This is a genomic window from Aeromonas sp. HMWF015, from assembly GCF_963878965.1.
Lineage (GTDB): Bacteria > Pseudomonadota > Gammaproteobacteria > Enterobacterales > Aeromonadaceae > Aeromonas > Aeromonas veronii.
In genome coordinates, this window is the sequence record NZ_CAWNZT010000217.1 from 1 (window position 1) to 18236 (window position 18236).

An 18236-nucleotide genomic window follows, 5' to 3' on the forward strand; every position below is an offset into this window, starting at 1 on the left:
AGAGCCTGGTCGATACGCATAAAAAATCCGAGACCAATCAACAGGTTTCGGATTTTCACACATCAGGAGGATCGGTCAATGGATCCTTAACTGATCGGCATTAGCCCGCAGGCCCTTAGAAAAATAGCGATATTATCCACCAAACAGATGGTGGCTGACGATGAACAGGCCGCCGGAGAGCAACATGGTCAGCGGCAGGGTCAGCACCCAGGCCATGAGGATGGTCTTGATAGTCTGGCTCTGCAGGCCGGATTTGTTGGCTACCATGGTCCCCGCCACCGCAGAAGAGAGGATGTGGGTGGTGGACACCGGCATACCGGTCAGACTGGCAACCCCGATGGAAGTCGCTGCCGTGATCTGGGCCGCGATGCCCTGGCTATAGGTCATACCGGTGGAACCGATTTTTTCGCCCACGGTATGAACGATACGACGCCAGCCCACCATGGTGCCGCAACCGAGCGCCAGCGCGATGGAGACGATCACCCAGGTCGGTGCGTATTCAGCAGTCGCGGTCAGATCCTTGCGCCATTTGGCCAGATCAGTCAGCTCCTTGGCTGGCAGCGGCAGCTTGGCAGCCTTGCGGGCGGTGTCATCGATACAGAGCAGTAGACGACGCACTTCGCGGCGGTCGGTCAGGCTCATCTCGTCATAAGTACGCACGGCACCCAGACGGGCATCCAGAGTAGCCATCGCCTGCAGCACGCCATCGGCGGAGCAGTGAGTCATCAGCTCTTCCTGAGCCGTTGCAGGTGCAGAGAAGTTGATGACGCCAGAGAGGGCGGACTGGTTGCGCTGGTAGATCTCCATGATGCGCTGGTTGGCATCCTGGGTCCGATCCAGGTCATAAGAGCGGCTGTTCATGTCCAGCGCGAAATAGGCGGGTGCCATGCAGATCAGCACCAGCATCACCAGACCGATCCCCTTCTGACCATCGTTGGAGCCGTGCACGAAGCTGACGCCCATGGCCGAGGCCACCAGGGTAAGACGCGCCCAAAACGGCGGGTGCTTCTTGCCATCCACCAGCTGACGCTCTTCCGGCGTTTTGTGGATCTTGTTGCTGGTCCAGATGCGTTTCATTGCCAACAGCAGCAGTGCCGCGATGATGAAACCTATGGTGGGAGAGATGATGAGGGAAAGCATGATGTCGATCGCTTTGCCCACGTTGATCCCTTCTGTCACCGGTTTATGGGTGATCCAGGCATAGGCGCCGCCTACCCCCAGAATGGAACCGATCAAGGTATGTGAACTGGAGGCCGGGATCCCGAAGAACCAGGTGCCCAGGTTCCACACGATGGCGGAAAACAGCAAGGAGAAGACCATGATCAACCCTTGGGTGGAGTCCATCCCAAGCAGCAGGTCGATAGGCAGCAGATGGACAATGGCATAGGCCACCCCCAGACCGCCGAACATGACGCCAAAAAAGTTGAAGATCCCCGATGCGACGACCGCCAGGTGAGCTGGCATCGCCTTGGTATAGATAACCGTTGCTACCGCGTTGGCGGTATCGTGAAAGCCGTTGATAAATTCATAGGCAAGCACAAAAAAAACGGCCAATACCAAACCGATTGACCACCACAAACCCAAACCACTAAACATTTCAAACATAAAAAAAAGCCTGTTTATGAGTTGCGGCGGATTATGCCAGATGGCGGCCAACACCATAGCCACCATTGAAATATTTCAGCCATAAAAAAAAAGAGCTTTTTGGAAAAAAATATCCTAGAGCCAGTCCTCATGCGGCTTGCCATCGATTAATTAAAGCCATCAATGATTGCGGGAAAGGGCAAAAATAGCTGACAATTAAGCCAATAATTTCATTTTTATGACGTTTTTATGACAGAAAAACGGGCGAAAGTGGTGATAAAACGTCCCTGCCCCGCCAATCTCATCCGACCAGCACCATCAATCCAATATCCGTTTGATTCCAGATGCAAAAAGGGAGCACCTTGTGCTCCCTTGAATCGTTGCCGTGTTGCCAGTTATCAATCCTGATTGATACGACTGGCAACGGCGCCCTGCTGGCTCTTGTACTTGGCATTTTCCCGCTTGTTGTAGGGGCGGGCCGCGACGCCGGAGAGCATCTCGAAGTTCAAGGCGCCGATCTTCATCTTCGGACGCAGCGCCAGCGGCAGTTTACCGCCGTTGTAGAACTCCAGCACGATGCGACCGGACCAACCCGGATCGATCCGGTGCGCCGTCACGTGCACCATCAAACCCAGGCGCGCCAATGAAGAACGGCCATCCAGCCAGCCGACGATATCGGCAGGCAAGGTGACGGACTCGTAGGTCACCGCCAGCGCTAGCTGACCCGGGTGAAGATAGAAGGCTTCGCCATCGGGGATGTGGATCTCGTCACTCATCACCCGATCGATGGCATCGGCCATCTCGCTGCTCGGGCCGCTCAGGTCGATATAGGGCGCGGTATGATCGCGAAACACCCGAAACTCGTTACCCAGCAGCACATCGACACTGACACCACTGATCCGCTCTACCCCGGGCCGTGGCTCAATGACGATCTTGCCTTCATCCAGATGGCGTTCAATATCGGTATCACACAGACGCATTGGGCGACTCTCCTGACAAATTGTGCTTTTAAAAAAGCCGGGCATCACCCGGCTTGTTTCATCTTAACCAATCAACATGTGGCGGATACGCGCCTTGAGCATGTCGATGGCGATGCGGTTCTTGCCACCACGAGGCACGATCACATCGGCATACTGTTTGGACGGCTCGATAAACTGCAGGAACATCGGACGCACCGTCTTCTGATACTGCTTGAGCACGGAGTCCATGGTACGGCCCCGCTCCTGCACATCACGCACCAGACGGCGCAGCAGGCAGATGTCGAGCGGGGTATCCATAAAGATGGAAGCATCCATCAGATCCCGCAGACGGCTGTCGGTCAGCAGCAGGATCCCTTCCAGAATGATCACCCGGCGCGGGGCAAACGGAGTCACTTCACTCATACGGGTGTGTTCGGTGTAGGAGTATTGGGGAATGGCAACCGCGTCACCTTTGACCAGCTGGCTCAGGTGCTGTACCAGCAGGTCGTGATCCAGCGCGTTGGGGTGGTCATAGTTGGTCTTGACCCGCTCTTCCATGGTCAGGTGGGTCTGATCACGGTAGTAGCAATCTTCGGTGATCACACCAATCTGACCTGCGCCCAGTTCGGCCACCAGCTCTTCATAAATGGTCTGGGCTATAAGACTTTTGCCAGACGCAGATGCGCCCGCAATACCGATGATCACACACGAATGTTGAGTATCAGACATGACAAATACCTAAAAGAGAAGAGCAGTGGGGATGGTTTAAACCGATCCATTATATAAAAAAGGGTGGGTCATGCCCACCCTCAATTCCCTTTCAAGTGACCGACCGCCGATTATTCATCCAGCGCCATGGCATAGAGGGGGGTCGCAATCGGTTTTGCGCTGAAAAAGAGTTCAGCCCCTACCCTACGCGCCAGCTTCAAATAGGCCTGAGCCAGGCTCCCTTCCGGTGCGCCGAACACAGTCGGGCAGCCATCATCCATGTGTTGGCGGATGTCGATGTGCAGCGGCAACTGGCCAAGCAGCGCCACTTGATACTGCTCTGCCATCTTCTGACCTCCACCGGTACCAAACAGCGGCTCATGGTGACCACAGGCGCTGCAGACGTGGTAGCTCATGTTCTCGATAATACCGAGCACCGGCACATTGACCTTGTTGAACATGGCGATCCCCTTGCGGGCATCGGCCAGTGCCACATCTTGCGGGGTGGTAACGATCACTGCCGCTGAGGTGGGCACCTGCTGGGCCATGGTGAGCTGGATATCGCCAGTGCCCGGCGGCATGTCTACCACCAGATAATCCACCTCGCCCCAGCGGGTCTCATGGAGGATCTGCGCCAGCGCCTTGCTCGCCATCGGGCCACGCCAGATGGTGGCATCCTGCTCGGAGACCAGATAGCCGATGCTGTTGCTCTTGAGGCCGCAGGCCATCACCGGCTCCATCAGCTTGCCGTCATGGCTGACCGGGCGCTCCTTGAGGGTACCCATCATGGTGGGAATGGAAGGGCCATAGATATCGGCATCGAGGATGGCGACCCGCGCCCCCTCTTTTTGCAGCGCCAGCGCCAGATTGACCGCGGTGGTGGATTTGCCCACCCCCCCCTTGCCAGAGGCAACCACGATGATGTTGCGAATGCCCTGCACGGCATTGAGCCCTTGCGCCCGCGGCATGCTGGCGACGTCAATCTCCAGTGCCCAGTCGATACGGGCGGCGCCGGTGGCACTGCGCAGCCTGGCATCGTAGTTCTCTTTGAGCTGATCGAGCAGCGAGAGACCGGCAAACGGCAATACCAGCCGGATAGTAAGCCCCTGACCCTGATTGATGATCTCGCGAACGAATCCGGCATCCACCAGATCCTTGTGCCAGCCTGCTGGCTTAAATTCGGCGAGGATCTGTTTTACTGAATCAATCACCATTAACTCCTCATTATCTTGTCTTTATCTTGAGGTGAACGGTTACCGCACACAAATCAGTGGCTTGCCTGCCATCGTAACGGCAGGCTCTGCCAAGGTTGGCACAGCCACAACCCTAGGCAGGCTACCCCCAATTCGGGTAACATGCACGGCACTCTATCATCCCAACAAGCACATCAAGAACGTAATATGGCAACTGATCCTCGTAAAATGCTGGTAACCTGCGCCCTCCCCTATGCCAATGGCTCCATCCATCTTGGCCACATGCTGGAACACATCCAGGCCGATATCTGGGTTCGTTATCAGCGAATGCGCGGTCATCAGGTGCACTTCATCTGTGCCGATGATGCCCACGGCACCCCGATCATGCTCAAAGCGCAACAGATGGGGATCACCCCGGAAGAGATGATTGCGGCCGTCTCCAAAGAGCACCAGACCGATTTCGCCGGTTTCAACATCAGCTTTGACAACTATCACTCCACCCACAGCGATGAAAACCGCGAGCTGGCAACGCTTATCTACGGTCGTCTGAAAGACGGTGGCTTTATCAAGGGCCGCACCATCACCCAGCTGTTCGATCCGGAAAAATCCATGTTCCTGCCGGACCGTTTCGTCAAGGGCACCTGCCCCAAGTGCAAATCCCCGGAGCAGTATGGCGACAACTGCGACAGCTGCGGCGCCACCTACAGCCCGACTGAGCTGATTGATCCGAAATCCGCCGTCTCCGGCGCGACTCCGGTAATGAAGGACTCCGAGCACTTCTTCTTCGACCTGCCGCAATTTGAAAAATGGCTCTCTGAGTGGGTGCGCGGCTCCGGCGCCATTCAGGAAGAGATGGCCAACAAGATGCAGGAGTGGTTCGAGAGCGGCCTGCAGCAGTGGGACATCACCCGTGACGCCCCCTACTTCGGTTTCGAAATCCCCGGCGCGCCGGGCAAGTTCTTCTACGTCTGGCTCGATGCCCCCATCGGCTACATGGCTTCTTTCAAGAACCTGTGCAACAAGCGCGGCGACATCGACTTTGACAGCTACTGGAACAAAGACTCCAGCGCCGAGCTGTACCACTTCATCGGTAAAGATATTGCCTACTTCCACTGCCTGTTCTGGCCATCCATGCTGGAAGGGGCCAACTTCCGCAAGCCGACCAAGGTCAACGTGCACGGCTATGTGACCGTCAACGGCGCCAAGATGTCCAAATCCAAGGGCACCTTCATCAAGGCATCTACCTACCTGAACCACCTGGATCCGGAGTGCCTGCGTTACTACTACGCCGCCAAGCTCAACAGTCGCATCGACGATCTGGACCTGAACCTCGATGACTTCGTCGCTCGCGTCAACGCCGACGTGGTCAACAAGCTGGTCAACCTGGCGTCGCGCAACGCCGGTTTCATCGCCAAGCGTTTCGACGGCAAGCTGGCGGCCACCTGCGCCGAGCCAGAGCTCTACGCCGAATTCGCCAACGCCCGCGCCACCATCGCCGAGGCCTATGAGGCACGCGAATTCAGCCGCGCCATCCGCGAAATCATGGCGCTGGCCGACAAAGCCAACCGCTACGTGGATGACAAGGCCCCCTGGGTCATCGCCAAACAGGAAGGGGCTGACACCCAGTTGCAGGAAGTCTGCTCCGTCGGTATCAACCTGTTCCGCGTGCTGATGGCTTACCTCAAGCCGGTCATGCCGCTGCTCGCCGAGCGCGCCGAAGCCTTCCTGGGTGAAACCCTCTCCTGGGATGGCGTGGCCCAGCCATTGACCAACCATCAGCTGACCCCGTTCAAGGCGCTCTTCTCCCGCATCGAGCCAGCCAAGGTAGAAGCCATGGTAGAAGCCTCCAAGGAAGATCTGGCCAAAGAGCAGGCACCGAAAGTGAGCGGCCCGCTGGCAGACGACCCCATCAGCGAAACCATCAGCTATGACGACTTTGCCAAGATTGACCTGCGCGTCGCACTGATCAAGAAGGCTGAAGCGGTACCGGAAGCCGAGAAACTGCTCAAGCTGCAACTGGATATCGGTGGTGAGACCCGTCAGGTGTTTGCCGGGATCAAATCCGCTTACAACCCGGAAGATCTGGAAGGCAAGCTGACCGTGATGGTGGCCAACCTGGCGCCGCGCAAGATGCGCTTTGGCATGTCCGAAGGCATGGTGCTGGCCGCAGGCCCGGGCGGCAAGGATCTCTGGATCCTGGAGCCGCAGGAAGGCGCCCAGCCGGGGATGCGCGTCAAGTAAGCGTGTCGCTGACTGCGACCACTACGAGATAGAGAAGAGAGGCCAAACGGCCTCTCTTTTTTTGTCTCGCATGTTTGTCCTAGATAGTTTTTGTGGATGCAGGTCGCGAATGGCTGTCCCGAATTTATCTGCCACTCAGCTTGGCAGGATCTGCGCTTTGGTCCGAATCCCTGACCACCCGACTGGGCATCTTATCCCTGTTGTGAGCCTGCCAGCATCGCCAGTTTGAGCGCCACCAGCTCCGCTTGCTGACACTCCAGTTGACGCAAACGGGCGGTGATCTTCCCCTTCAACTGCAGCTGTAGTTTAGTCTGCTTGTGGGTGCGTCCCTTTTCTGCTCGCAACGCCCGCCGCCATTGACGCCAATCCTGCAACTGGCCGAGTCGCTCCTGCCAATGAGTCAGGGTGGTCAGCCAGCCGGGATCCCCTCCCCCCAGCGCCTGCAGCAGCTCAACGCCATAACGAACCTGCTTGATCTCGAGGCGCAGCCGATGCCAGCGGCGCAACTGTTGACGACGGGAGTGGGCCGATTTTCCGGCAGAGAGAGGATATTCATCGAGGGCGCACTGCGCCTCATCAAGCCGCAGGGCCAGATGTTGCTGATAAAGCGACACCAGTGCCCGCGCATCCGGCACCTGCGCCACCGCCGCCAGCCAGCGGGCCAGTCGCCGCGACAACTGGGGCACGCGGCAGGTCGATTTGTGGGTATCAACAGTGCTGGCGGCCGGCTTGCCAAAACGCTCGGTATAGACCTGCGCATCCCGCAGCGCCGAGAGCCGCCCGACCGAGCGCAGCAAACGCAGCTCCAGTTCGGGGTGATAGATGAGTGGCCGCCACAGGGCGAGCAGCGCCAGCAGGCGGCGCGCCGCGATACGGTAGCCATGCACGGTCGGCTCGCTGGCCTCTTCACGCACCGCCCGCGCCGCCTCCTGATAACGGGCGACCCAGACTTTTGCCTGAGTCAGCAACAGACCTTCCTTGTCAGCGTCCATCTCGTCCCTGCCACTTCAGTTGGTGTGAAAGCCCTGACCGGTGGGCGGCAGCGCCTCTTCATACTCCATCCGGGTCACTCTGGCGGTGCGCGGGCCATGCTCCAGCCACCCCAGCATCATCTGCACCCCCTGCGCGGGGCCGCTGATCAGGATCTCCACCGAGCCATCTTCGAGGTTGTAGGCATGGCCCCGCAAACCCAGTTGCAGCGCCCGCTCACGGGTGAAGTAACGAAATCCCACCCCCTGCACCTGCCCCCACACCCGAATGACAAACGATTGCTCTCCCATTTCTCGCACCTTCCACTTAAGAAAAAATTTCCCGCGACGATAATGTGCCCGACACTCTATCTTCTGCAGGATGCATCTCCATTATGAAAGAAGTTAAATTCCGGTGGGTTGACCGCTATCTCATTCACCTCACCATCAGTGAAAAATTCCATATCGCGTTCTGGTTACCGCTCTTTATCATCGCCTTTCTCAGCTGGTACATGCTGGCGGCCAGCCATCAGCAGGAGATCTCCCTGCGGGTAGCGCAGTTGCAGCAACGGGTCGAGACCACAGCGCAGCTGATCAGCCAGCAGCCCACCCTGGTGTTGCCTGCCGATCTGCGTCTGACCACACAAGGCAGCAGCGGGTTGCAGCAGCAAGGGGATCACTACCTGTTTACCGCGCCAGCGGGTCAGGCGGGCTACGTCACCGGCGATCTCGATACCGGCAACCTCTCCATGTGGGACGGCCAAGGCTCGACCCTGACCCTGATCGCCGCACTGGCCGCCCTGATGGCGCTGGTGATCCACTACATGATGACCTTTGTCTCCGGTGCGCTCTACTCCACCAACAAGGCGCTGCAAACCGTGGCGGACGGGGATCTCACCTTCCGTCTCAACTTCTTCCCGGTGCGCGACGAGTTCTCCACCCTGGCGGGCAGCATCGACCGCTTTACCGACCGCCAACACCAGATCGTCAAACTGGTGGAGGAGTCTGCCGAAGCGCTGACCATGGCCGCCGACGAGTTTCGTGACCATGCCCGCGAAGGCGAGACCATGGCGCGCTCCCAGCGCCAGCACATGGATTCACTGGCCACCGCCATGGAGCAGATGTCGGCGGCGATCCGCGAAGTGGCGCGCAACGCCAACGACACCCTGCAGCAGACCCGCCAGTCGAGTGAAGAGGCGGCCAATGGCGCCAACCGGGTAGCCCGCACCATCGAGGCGATCCGCACCCTGGCCGACGAGATTGGCAACGCCTCCGGCGCGGTCGAGCGGCTCACCCACAACGCCAACCGGATCAACGAAGTGGTCAATGTCATCAACGCCATTTCCCAGCAGACCAACCTGCTGGCCCTCAACGCCGCCATTGAGGCGGCCCGTGCCGGTGAGCAGGGTCGCGGCTTTGCGGTGGTTGCCGACGAGGTGCGCACCCTCGCCAGCCGCACCCAGCAAGCGACAGTGGAGATCCAGCAGATGATCGAAGAGCTGCAGACCGGTACCGGGGCGCTGAACGAGATCATGGAAAAGACCGTAGGGCGCGCCGCCAGTAGCCAACAGCTCATCAGCGAGGTGGGTCTGGATATCGAAAAACTGAGCAACCACAGCGATGCGGTGCTGGAGATGAGCACCCAGATCGCTACCTCGAGCGAGGAGCAGAGCTCGGTCGCCGCCGAGATCACCCACAATCTCGATCAGGTACGCCATGAAGCGGCGCAGGTGGAAGAGTCTGCCAGCGCCTCGGTAGCCGGTACTCAGGGACTGAAAGCCACCGCCACCGAGCTGACCCAGGCACTCAAGGGGATTAAGATCTGACCATTCGCGGAGCCAGATCAGGGCAATCCGCTTCATTACACCGGGTTGTTTGAGTTTTACCTGCGGGCCACATAGAATGTGGCCCCTTTTCTTTCTACCATCGGCAAACACCCATGAGCGTTTTCATCTATCTCGTCAAAGGCCGCGAAAAATCCCTGCTGCGCCGTCATCCTTGGATCTTCTCCAAGGGGATTGAGCGGGTTGAAGGCAACCCCGTTGACGGCGACACCGTCGAGATCTATGCCAACGATGGCAAGTGGCTCGCCCGTGGTGCCTGGTCAGGCAGCTCCCAGATCCGTGCGCGGGTCTGGACCTTCGATAAAGAGGAGACCGTCGATCTCGACTTCTTTATCCGTCGCCTCAAATATGCCCAGGAGTCCCGTGATCCGCTGATCAAGCGTCAGGGCCTCACCGGCTATCGCCTGTGCGCCGCCGAATCCGACGGTCTGCCGGGTCTGACCATCGACCGTTATGCCGATTTTCTGGTGTGCCAGATCCTCTCTGCCGGTGCCGAGTTCCAGCGTGAGCTGATCACCCAGGCGCTGCGTACCCTCTACCCCGAGTGCAGCATCTATGAACGCTCCGACGTGGCGGTACGCAAGAAGGAAGGGCTGAAAGAGCGCACCGGCGTCATCTATGGCGAGACGCCGAACGAACCGGTGGTGATCGAAGAGAACGGCGTGAAGATCCTGGTGGATATTCGCAACGGCCACAAAACCGGCTTCTATCTGGATCAGCGGGACAACCGTCAGGCGGCCGCCAAGTACACCGAAGGCAAGCGGGTGCTCAACTGCTTCAGCTATACCGGTGGTTTTGGCGTCTATGCCCTCAAGGGCGGCGCCAAAGAGTTGGTCAACGTTGATCTCTCCCAGAATGCGCTGGATATCGCCCGCCAAAATGCCGAGCTGAACGGTCTGGATACCAGCAACACCCAGTTTATCCGTCACGACGTGTTCAAGCTGCTGCGTGAATACCGCGAGAAGGGCGAGAAGTTCGACGTCATCGTGCTGGATCCGCCCAAGTTCGCCGAGAGCAAGGCCCAGCTGCTGGGTGCCTGCCGCGGCTACAAGGACATCAACATGCTGGCGTTCCAGCTGTTGGCGCCGGGTGGCGTGCTCTTGACCTACTCCTGCTCCGGCCTGATGGAGCAGAGCCTGTTCCAGAAGATCGTTGCCGATGCGGCGCTCGATGCCGGTCGCGATGCCCAGATCCTGGAGCTGCTCTCCCAGGCCTCCGATCACCCCATCGGTACCGCCTATCCGGAAGGCTTCTACCTCAAGGGACTGGTGGTACGCGCCCGCTGATCGGTCGTCATCTTCCCTTGTGATCAATCAGGCCCCTTGCGGGCCTGATTGTTTTGCATCGCGCCGTATAAACCTGAGCCTGACGCTCGCCCCGATGACCACCCTCTCTGCTTTATTCGCGTTCCTTCTCCTCCTCTTTTACTGCCAGCGCCCCACTTCTTCTCTGTTTAAATTTCTTTGCACAATAACTGCACATTTATGATTTAAATCACATCCGTATGACTCTCTTTTCCGTAGTGTGATCCCGCCTGCGGCAGCCGAGCCGGGGCAACCGTCCCGTCAGGATTGATGGGCGGCACAACAACAAAATAGATGTCAGGCCAAGCTGAACATCACAAGGGATCCCGATATGAATCAATCATTGCCGCTGTTAACGCCGCTGCGGGGCATCGCTGCCCTGATGGTGGTGCTGTTCCATGCCCGATTATTGCTCTTTCCCCAGTGGATGGAGCCGATCGCAGGCCACACCCAACTCATCGAGAACGGCTACCTCTGGGTCGATCTGTTCTTTATTTTGAGCGGCGTGGTGCTGGCACATGTCTATGGGGAGGCCTTCACCCGCACGCCCCGCACCGTGGGCTATGGCCGCTTTCTCTGGCTGCGGCTGACCCGCGTCTACCCCCTCTACCTGGTAACCCTGCTGTTGCTGGTCGGCTGGGAGCTTTACAAGGCGCAGCACGGGGTGGGCTTCTACGCCGGCCCCTTGTTCAAGATGTGGGAGTGGGAAGGGATGCCGCCTTTCGGTTCGCCCTTCACCCCGGCCGAGGCGTTGCCAAGCGCCTTTCTGCTGCTGCAGGTGGTGACCGATCACGGGCTGACCTGGAACTTCGCCGCCTGGTCCCTCAGCGTAGAGTGGATCAGCTACCTGCTGTTCCCGCTGCTGATTCCGCTCGCAGTCACCCGCAGTCGCTGGAGCCATCTCGCCCCCCTGCTGGCGCTGACGGTGCTGGCCTTTATCGTGCACAGTCGCGGCACCCTGGATGTCACCAGCGGCGCCTTGGCGGTGGGGCGCGGGGTGAGTGAATTTGTGCTCGGCCTCTGGCTGCTGCCGAGGGTCAAGGCCGCGCAAGGCTTGCCCATGATGAAGCATGATCTGCCGCTGCTGGTCGCCTTTGTGCTGCCCTTTGCGCTGATGCAGTTCACCATGACGCCACCACTGACACTGCTGCTGATCGCCTCCTACGTGCTGCTGATCTGGATTGCCGCCTGCCAAGGCAATCGCCAAAGCCCGCTGCTGCACCTCCTGGATAACCGCTTCACCAACTGTCTGGGGGATCTCTCCTACTCCATCTACCTGCTCCATGCGCTGGTGCTGCTCACCGGCTGCGAGCTCATCCACTATCTGGCGCCGGGGATCACCGAGTGGTGGTATGGCCAGACCAACCCGCTGCTGGGGGTAGTGGCAACCTTGCTGATGCTGGCGGTGCTGATCGGCCTCTCTGCCTTGAGCTACAACCTGCTGGAGCGACCACTGCAACGGCGCCTGCGCCGCTGGGGCAAGTCACGGCAACCGGCGCTGGAGCGGGCCGGATAAGCTAATCTCGCCCTGTCTGGATGAGTTGACGGTTTTATGCCAACTCATCCAGTACCAGTTCATCCAGATTGCTCATCACCCAGGCGCTCGGGTGCTGGCTAAATCCGAGCTTGGGGTAGTACGCCACCGCCTGCGGCGCGGCCAGCAGGATCAGCTTGCAGCCCGGCTGCAATTGCAAGAATGTCTCGCGAATAAGTGCTTTGCCAATCCCCTGCCCCTGCACTGACTCGGCCACCACCAGATCCGAGAGGTAGCAACAAAAATGAAAATCGGTCACTGAACGGGCCACACCGACCAGGGTCTCGCCCTGCCAGGCGGTGATCAGCAAATTGGCGTTATCCAGCATGCCCTGCAGGGTAGCTGGATGCTCCAGCGGCCGTCTCGCCCCCAACGAGGTCTGCGCCAACAACGCCGCAAACTGCGCCGTGGTGATGGGGTGGTTAACCAAAAATGTGGTGGTCACTAAGCTCTCCTGTTGTAGATCGGCGGTTGCGTGCTTTTGGTCTCTTTGGCGTTCTTTTTGCTGCATCTGTACTGTAATCATTCAGTCAGCGCCGGATCCAGACCGATGACAGGCAAGTGAGGGCAATTCCCTGCTGTTTATGTGAATTCCTGTTCGAACCCCAAGGGGCAAATGTGGCATAATGCCCCGTCCTGTGGCCCTTGGCGGGGCTGCGCTGGCGCACCTTGTCGCCCATTTCTTCCCCGTCCGGCCTGGCGGTCTTTCATAACTGCCAGTCATCGCTGCCCCTGTTGGCACCGAGGCCACCCATATTTGCGGCTTCTTGTCATTCTCTCTACAAGGCCGCCCATTGACCAAGACGGCTCCACAGAGCCTCTGCATAAGGGGTAAGTATGTCTTCCATTCGTCTGACCCAATACAGCCACGGCGCTGGCTGCGGCTGCAAAATTTCTCCCAAGGTACTCGACACCATTCTCAAGAGCCAGATCCCAGGCTTCAACGACCCGACCCTGATCGTTGGCAACAGCAGCAAGGATGACGCGGCCGTGGTCGATATCGGCAACGGTCAGGGCATTGTCTCCACCACCGACTTCTTCATGCCCATCGTCGATGACCCCTTCACCTTTGGCCGCATCGCCGCCACCAACGCCATCAGCGATATCTACGCCATGGGCGGCAAGCCTATCGTTGCCATCGCCATCCTCGGCTGGCCCATCAATACCCTGGCGCCGGAAGTAGCCCAGCAGGTGATCGACGGCGGCCGTCAGGTGTGCCACGAAGCGGGCATTTCGCTGGCCGGTGGTCACAGTATCGATGCCCCCGAGCCCATCTTCGGCCTCGCGGTCACCGGTATCGTGCCCCTTGACGCCATCAAGCAGAACGATACCGCCAAGGTAGGTGACACCCTCTATCTGACCAAGCCCCTTGGTATCGGTATCCTCACTACCGCCCAGAAGAAGGGCAAGCTCAAGCCGGAACACGAGCAACTGGCCCCCAATGCCATGTGCACCCTCAACAAGATCGGTCAACGCTTTGCCGAGCTGCCGGGTGTCCACGCCATGACCGACGTCACCGGCTTTGGTCTGGCTGGCCATCTGCTGGAGATGTGCGAAGGATCCAATGTCAGTGCCCGCCTCGACTTCAAGGCGCTGCCGCTGCTGGATGAGGTGGATTACTACCTGAGTGAGGGCTGCGTCCCGGGCGGAACCCTGCGCAACCACGACTCCTACGGCCACAAGCTGGTTGCCATGGACGATCGCACCCGCAACATCATGTGCGATCCGCAAACCAGCGGCGGCCTGCTGGTCGCCGTGGGTAAAGAGAGCGAAGCCGAGCTGCTCGCCATCGCGCGCGAAGCTGGCCTTGCACTCTCGCCCATCGGTCAGATCAAGCCCCTTGAGGGCACCCGCTTTATCGAGATTGTCCAATGAGTGAATTGCCACTGGCCACGGACTACGCCCAGATTTTTTTAGACGATGTGCCGTTGATTGATGTGCGCGCCCCCATCGAGTTCAAGGAGGGGGCATTCCCCTGCTCGACCAATCTGCCCTTGATGACAGACGATGAGCGCGCCCAGGTGGGGACCTGCTTCAAGAAGCAGGGGCAGGCCGCCGCCATTGAGCTTGGACACAAGCTGGTGGGGGGAGCAGTACGTGCCGAACGTATCGAAAGCTGGCTGGCGCAGTTGCGCCAGCAGCCCGATGCCCTACTCTACTGCTTTCGCGGCGGCCTGCGCTCGCAAACCGTACAACAGTGGCTGGCTGATGCCGGGGTCACCCGCCCCCGCGTCGCCGGTGGCTACAAGGAGCTGCGCCGCTTCCTGATCGACACCCAGGACAAGGCCTCTGCCGAGTGCCGCTGGACTGTGCTGACCGGCATGACCGGCTCCGGCAAGACCCATATGCTGGACCACGTAGCTCAGGCGCTCGATCTGGAAGGACACGCCCATCACAGGGGCTCGTCGTTTGGTCAGCTGCCCGGCGGCCAGCCCAGCAACATCAATTTTGAAAACAACATGGCCATCGAGCTGCTCAAGCGCCGCCATCAGGGCGAGCATGCCTTCGTGGTCGAAGATGAGAGTCGCCTGATCGGACGCTGCTGCCTGCCCCTCTCCCTCCATGAGGCCATGAGTCAGGCACCGCTGGTGGTGGTGGATGTACCGCAAATCGATCGGGCCGAGCAGATCCGCGAAGATTACGTGCACGATCTCTGGCTGCGCTATCAAGCCATGTATGGCCAGGAAGCCGGTTGGCCGCTGTTTGCTGCCTACCTCACCGATGCGCTGGCCCGCCTCAAGCGCCGTCTTGGCGATCAGGCCCACCGAGAGCTGGATGCCCTGATGCAAACCGCCCTCACCGAGCAGGAAAAGAGCGGCGATACCGGGCTGCATCTGGCCTGGATCACGTTGCTGCTGACCCGCTACTACGACCCCATGTATCTCTATCAGCTTGGCAACAAGCAGGAGCGCATCGTGTTTCGCGGTGACAAGCAGGCCTGCCTCGACTATTTCGCCGAGCAGCATGCCAGCGCACTGCGCGGCTGACCCATCCCAAGAGAGGAACTCTATGTTGAAATTCGAGGTGATCCCGGTCACCCAGTTCGCCCAGAACTGCTCCCTCATCTGGTGTGACGAGACCCATCAGGCGGCCCTGATCGATCCGGGCGGCGAAGCGGACAAGCTGCTGGCCGCTATCGCCAAGCGCGGCCTGACCCTGACCCACATTCTGCTGACCCACGGTCATCTGGATCATGTGGGTGCCGCCGCCGAGTTGCGGGAAAAAACCGGCGTCGCCATTACCGGCCCCCACAAGGAGGACGCCTTCTGGCTCGACATGCTGCCCCAGCAGAGCCAGATGTTCGGCTTCGCCCATACCCCCGCCTTCACGCCGGATCGCTGGCTTGAGCAGGGTGACAAGGTGCAGCTTGGCCAGTGCGAGCTGGATGTCTACTTCTGCCCCGGCCACACCCCGGGCCATATCGTGCTGCTCTCCCAAGCCGAGCAGCTTGCCTGGGTTGGCGACGTGCTCTTTGCCGGCAGCATCGGTCGCACCGACTTCCCCCGAGGCGATCACGCTACCCTGATTAAGTCGATCACCGAGACCCTGCTGCCGCTGGGTGACGAAATCGTCTTTATCCCGGGCCACGGCCCCAGCTCCACCTTCGGTCGCGAGAAGGTGAGCAACCCCTATCTGACCCAGCCTATCTGGTGATCAAAAAAGGCAGCGGTGTTAGCCTCTGCCTTTTCTTCTCTGCTCTCTTTTTCATTCTCGACTCCCGCCATCCGGCCAGCCATGTCCCCTCTGCGTTCTCCAGTTCAGCATGCCTATTTGTTTTTCTCGCCCAATAAAAATCCCCACCCGAGGGTGAGGATTGATTTATAGGTGCAACCGCCTGGTGGCTTATTGTGCCAGCAGGTGACCGACCAGCTCATGACGCCACCCTTGCAGCAGCATCGGTTTGTCGCTGCGGGCCCGCTCTTCGTCGTTCATCCGCCAGCTCCAGGTGAAGTACTGGTGAATGATCTTCTTGCTGGCAATCAGCTCGGGCGGAATATTGCTCGCCTTGGCCTTCTCTTCCACCATGGCTTTGATGCGCTTGAGCTCGGCCTTGTACTGGGGAAAGTCCACCAGCCGGCGAATGGGCTCGGGCCAGCTGTCAGGATCGCTCTGCTGCGCCTTGGCGACGATATCGAGCATCCGCTTGCCGTGGATCTTGATCTCGATGGGCGAGAGGCCGAGCTCGTTGAGATCCCTCAGGGAGGCAGGACGACGCTCCGCCACCTTGAACAGGTGCAGCTCTTTCACCACAAAATTGAGGGCCAGATCCCGGCGCACCGCCTCTTGCTGGCGCCAGGCGGCTAGCTCGCGCAGAATGGCGAGCTCGCGGCGACCCAGTTGCCAGGCATTGACGATTTCAAGATATGCCTGACGGGGATCGCTACCCTGGGTCTTGCGGGCGGAGTGGTTTTGGCACTCCTGCTCGAACCAGGCAAACTTGCCGCTTTCCCGCAGTTTGGCCATCACCTTCTCGTAGAGCGGCATCAGGTAGAAGACATCCGCCGCCGCGTATTCGAGTTGACGTGGTGTAAGCGGGCGGGCTAGCCAGTCGGTGCGCGCCTGATCTTTTTCCAGCTCGACCCCGAGGAATTCGTTCACCAGCGCACCAAAGCCGACCGAGACGCCGTAACCGAGAAAGGCGGTAGCCAGCTGGGTATCGTGCATCTGGTTGGGCAGGTGGCCCGCCTGATGCTGGATAAGCTCCAGATCTTCGCCAGAAGCGTGCAGGATGGCGATCTGCCCTTCCCGGCCCAGTCGCTGCCAGAGGGCGGAGAGATCCAGGGTCAGCGGATCCAGCAGCGCCAGATGCTCGCCGTCATAGATCTGGAACAGGCCAAGCTGGGGGTAGTAGGTACGGGTGCGAACGAATTCAGTATCGATAGCCAGGGGAACGTCGGCCAGAGACGCGAGATACTGCTCAAGTTCGGCTTGCTGAGTGATAAGTTGATAGTGCATCTGTGCCTGCGCGGTTGATCAGGGCCAAAAAGAAAAAACCGTGGGATGACCCACGGTTTTGCATCACTGCGACACACCAGAAAGCCGGTGCAACGCCTTACTGCTTGGCAATCTCCTCGTCGCGCAGTACGCGGCGCAGGATCTTGCCCACATTGGTCTTGGGAAGTTCGTCACGAAATTCTACCAGTTTCGGCACCTTATAGGCAGTCAGATGTTTACGGCAGTGGGCAATAATCTCGTCCTCCTGCAATTTTGCATCTTTCTTGACCACAAAGATCTTCACCAGCTCGCCAGAGACCTTGTGCGGCACGCCGACCGCGGCCACTTCCAGCACTTTCGGGTGCAGAGCAACGACATCTTCGATCTCGTTCGGATAGACGTTGAAACCGGAGACTAGGATCATGTCCTTCTTGCGGTCAACGATCTTGAAGAAGCCCTGCTCGTCGCACACCGCGATATCACCGGTACAGAGCCAGCCATCCTGCATCACTTCGGCGGTCGCCTCGGGGCGCTGCCAGTAGCCTACCATCACCTGCGGGCCGCGAACCTGCATTTCGCCGGGGGTGCCGAGAGCGTGGATCACCTGACCGTTGTCATCCACCAGACGGATCTCGGTAGAGCAGACCGGTAGACCGATGGAACCGTTGTAGTCGGTCAGATCGTAGGGGCAGACGCTCACCAGTGGCGAACACTCGGTCAGGCCATAGCCTTCCAGCAGCGGGGTGTCGGTCAGTGTCTTCCACTTCTCCGCAACCGCGCGCTGCACCGCCATGCCGCCGCCGATGGTCAGCTTGAGCTTGTCAAAGGCGATCCCCTGAAACTCCTCGTTGTTGACCAGCGCATTGAACAGGGTGTTAACCCCGGTAATGCAGGTGAAGGGGTACTTCTTGATCTCTTTGACAAACCCCGGAATGTCGCGCGGGTTGCTGATCAGCAGGTTGTAAC

The 18236-nt window shown here is 59.3% G+C and carries 16 protein-coding genes; 7 read left to right on the top strand and 9 right to left on the bottom strand.

Features of this window, described 5'->3' with window-relative positions; translation table 11 throughout:
- Positions 1 to 132: 132 nt before the first annotated feature.
- The 4 genes from AACS18_RS11865 to apbC all read right to left on the bottom strand — a co-directional run bounded on the left by AACS18_RS11865 (position 133) and on the right by apbC (position 4465).
- Positions 133 to 1605 carry an inorganic phosphate transporter gene (locus AACS18_RS11865; protein WP_108612369.1) on the bottom strand — a complete coding sequence of 491 codons (1473 nt, stop codon included), beginning with the start codon at positions 1603 to 1605 and terminating at the stop codon, positions 133 to 135.
- 377 nt (positions 1606 to 1982) lie between these two features.
- Positions 1983 to 2564 (bottom strand): dCTP deaminase, encoded by a 582-nt coding sequence (gene dcd / locus AACS18_RS11870; RefSeq protein WP_005336719.1) that lies wholly within the window; start codon positions 2562 to 2564, stop codon positions 1983 to 1985.
- A gap of 63 nt (positions 2565 to 2627) precedes the next feature.
- On the bottom strand, positions 2628 to 3272 hold the full coding sequence (udk, locus tag AACS18_RS11875; RefSeq protein WP_005345570.1) for a uridine kinase: 645 nt from the start codon (positions 3270 to 3272) through the stop codon (positions 2628 to 2630).
- 110 nt (positions 3273 to 3382) lie between these two features.
- The gene (gene apbC / locus AACS18_RS11880; RefSeq protein WP_005345574.1) at positions 3383 to 4465 is read right to left on the bottom strand and encodes an iron-sulfur cluster carrier protein ApbC; all 1083 of its coding nucleotides are present in this window, start codon (positions 4463 to 4465) and stop codon (positions 3383 to 3385) included.
- Between the two features lie 186 nt (positions 4466 to 4651).
- Between apbC and metG the strand changes: the two genes are divergently transcribed.
- Positions 4652 to 6685, top strand: coding sequence for a methionine--tRNA ligase (gene metG, locus AACS18_RS11885; RefSeq protein ID WP_108612370.1), 2034 nt, complete (start codon positions 4652 to 4654; stop codon positions 6683 to 6685).
- 191 nt (positions 6686 to 6876) lie between these two features.
- Here metG and AACS18_RS11890 read toward each other — a convergent pair whose 3' ends face one another.
- A complete protein-coding gene (locus AACS18_RS11890) occupies positions 6877 to 7677 on the bottom strand; it encodes a CHAD domain-containing protein (protein ID WP_181363267.1) in 801 nt (266 codons plus the stop codon).
- A 15-nt stretch (positions 7678 to 7692) separates the two neighbouring features.
- Positions 7693 to 7965, bottom strand: coding sequence for an acylphosphatase (locus AACS18_RS11895; protein ID WP_005345583.1), 273 nt, complete (start codon positions 7963 to 7965; stop codon positions 7693 to 7695).
- 83 nt (positions 7966 to 8048) lie between these two features.
- On the opposite strand from AACS18_RS11895, the gene AACS18_RS11900 reads away from it, so the two are divergent.
- From AACS18_RS11900 to AACS18_RS11910, 3 genes are all read left to right on the top strand, one after another.
- Entirely contained in the window at positions 8049 to 9479 is a 1431-nt protein-coding gene (locus AACS18_RS11900; protein ID WP_108612371.1) for a methyl-accepting chemotaxis protein, read from the top strand.
- Positions 9480 to 9592: 113 nt separating this feature from the next.
- Positions 9593 to 10783, top strand: a complete 1191-nt coding sequence (locus AACS18_RS11905) for a class I SAM-dependent methyltransferase (RefSeq protein WP_108612372.1) — start codon at positions 9593 to 9595, stop codon at positions 10781 to 10783.
- 349 nt (positions 10784 to 11132) lie between these two features.
- Positions 11133 to 12317 carry an acyltransferase family protein gene (locus AACS18_RS11910; protein ID WP_108612373.1) on the top strand — a complete coding sequence of 395 codons (1185 nt, stop codon included), beginning with the start codon at positions 11133 to 11135 and terminating at the stop codon, positions 12315 to 12317.
- 34 nt (positions 12318 to 12351) lie between these two features.
- On the opposite strand, the gene AACS18_RS11915 is transcribed toward AACS18_RS11910, so the two are convergent.
- A complete protein-coding gene (locus AACS18_RS11915) occupies positions 12352 to 12780 on the bottom strand; it encodes a GNAT family N-acetyltransferase (protein WP_108612374.1) in 429 nt (142 codons plus the stop codon).
- A 392-nt stretch (positions 12781 to 13172) separates the two neighbouring features.
- On the opposite strand from AACS18_RS11915, the gene selD reads away from it, so the two are divergent.
- From selD to AACS18_RS11930, 3 genes are read left to right on the top strand one after another with little or no spacing between them, the layout of a single operon-like run.
- Positions 13173 to 14210, top strand: coding sequence for a selenide, water dikinase SelD (selD, locus tag AACS18_RS11920; protein ID WP_108612375.1), 1038 nt, complete (start codon positions 13173 to 13175; stop codon positions 14208 to 14210).
- Positions 14207 to 15322 carry a tRNA 2-selenouridine(34) synthase MnmH gene (mnmH, locus tag AACS18_RS11925; RefSeq protein WP_108612376.1) on the top strand — a complete coding sequence of 372 codons (1116 nt, stop codon included), beginning with the start codon at positions 14207 to 14209 and terminating at the stop codon, positions 15320 to 15322. The genes selD and mnmH overlap by 4 nt, the downstream gene beginning before the upstream one ends.
- A gap of 22 nt (positions 15323 to 15344) precedes the next feature.
- Complete coding sequence (locus AACS18_RS11930; RefSeq protein ID WP_108612377.1) at positions 15345 to 15989, top strand: MBL fold metallo-hydrolase; 645 nt, start codon at positions 15345 to 15347, stop codon at positions 15987 to 15989.
- 189 nt (positions 15990 to 16178) lie between these two features.
- Here the strand turns inward: AACS18_RS11930 and rnd are convergent, their stop codons facing one another.
- Positions 16179 to 17291: a ribonuclease D gene (rnd, locus tag AACS18_RS11935; protein ID WP_108612378.1), complete on the bottom strand. Its 1113-nt coding sequence runs from the start codon at positions 17289 to 17291 to the stop codon at positions 16179 to 16181.
- Positions 17292 to 17388: 97 nt separating this feature from the next.
- Positions 17389 to 18236: AMP-binding protein (locus AACS18_RS23420; protein ID WP_258228705.1), on the bottom strand; the 848-nt coding region annotated here is incomplete at its 5' end.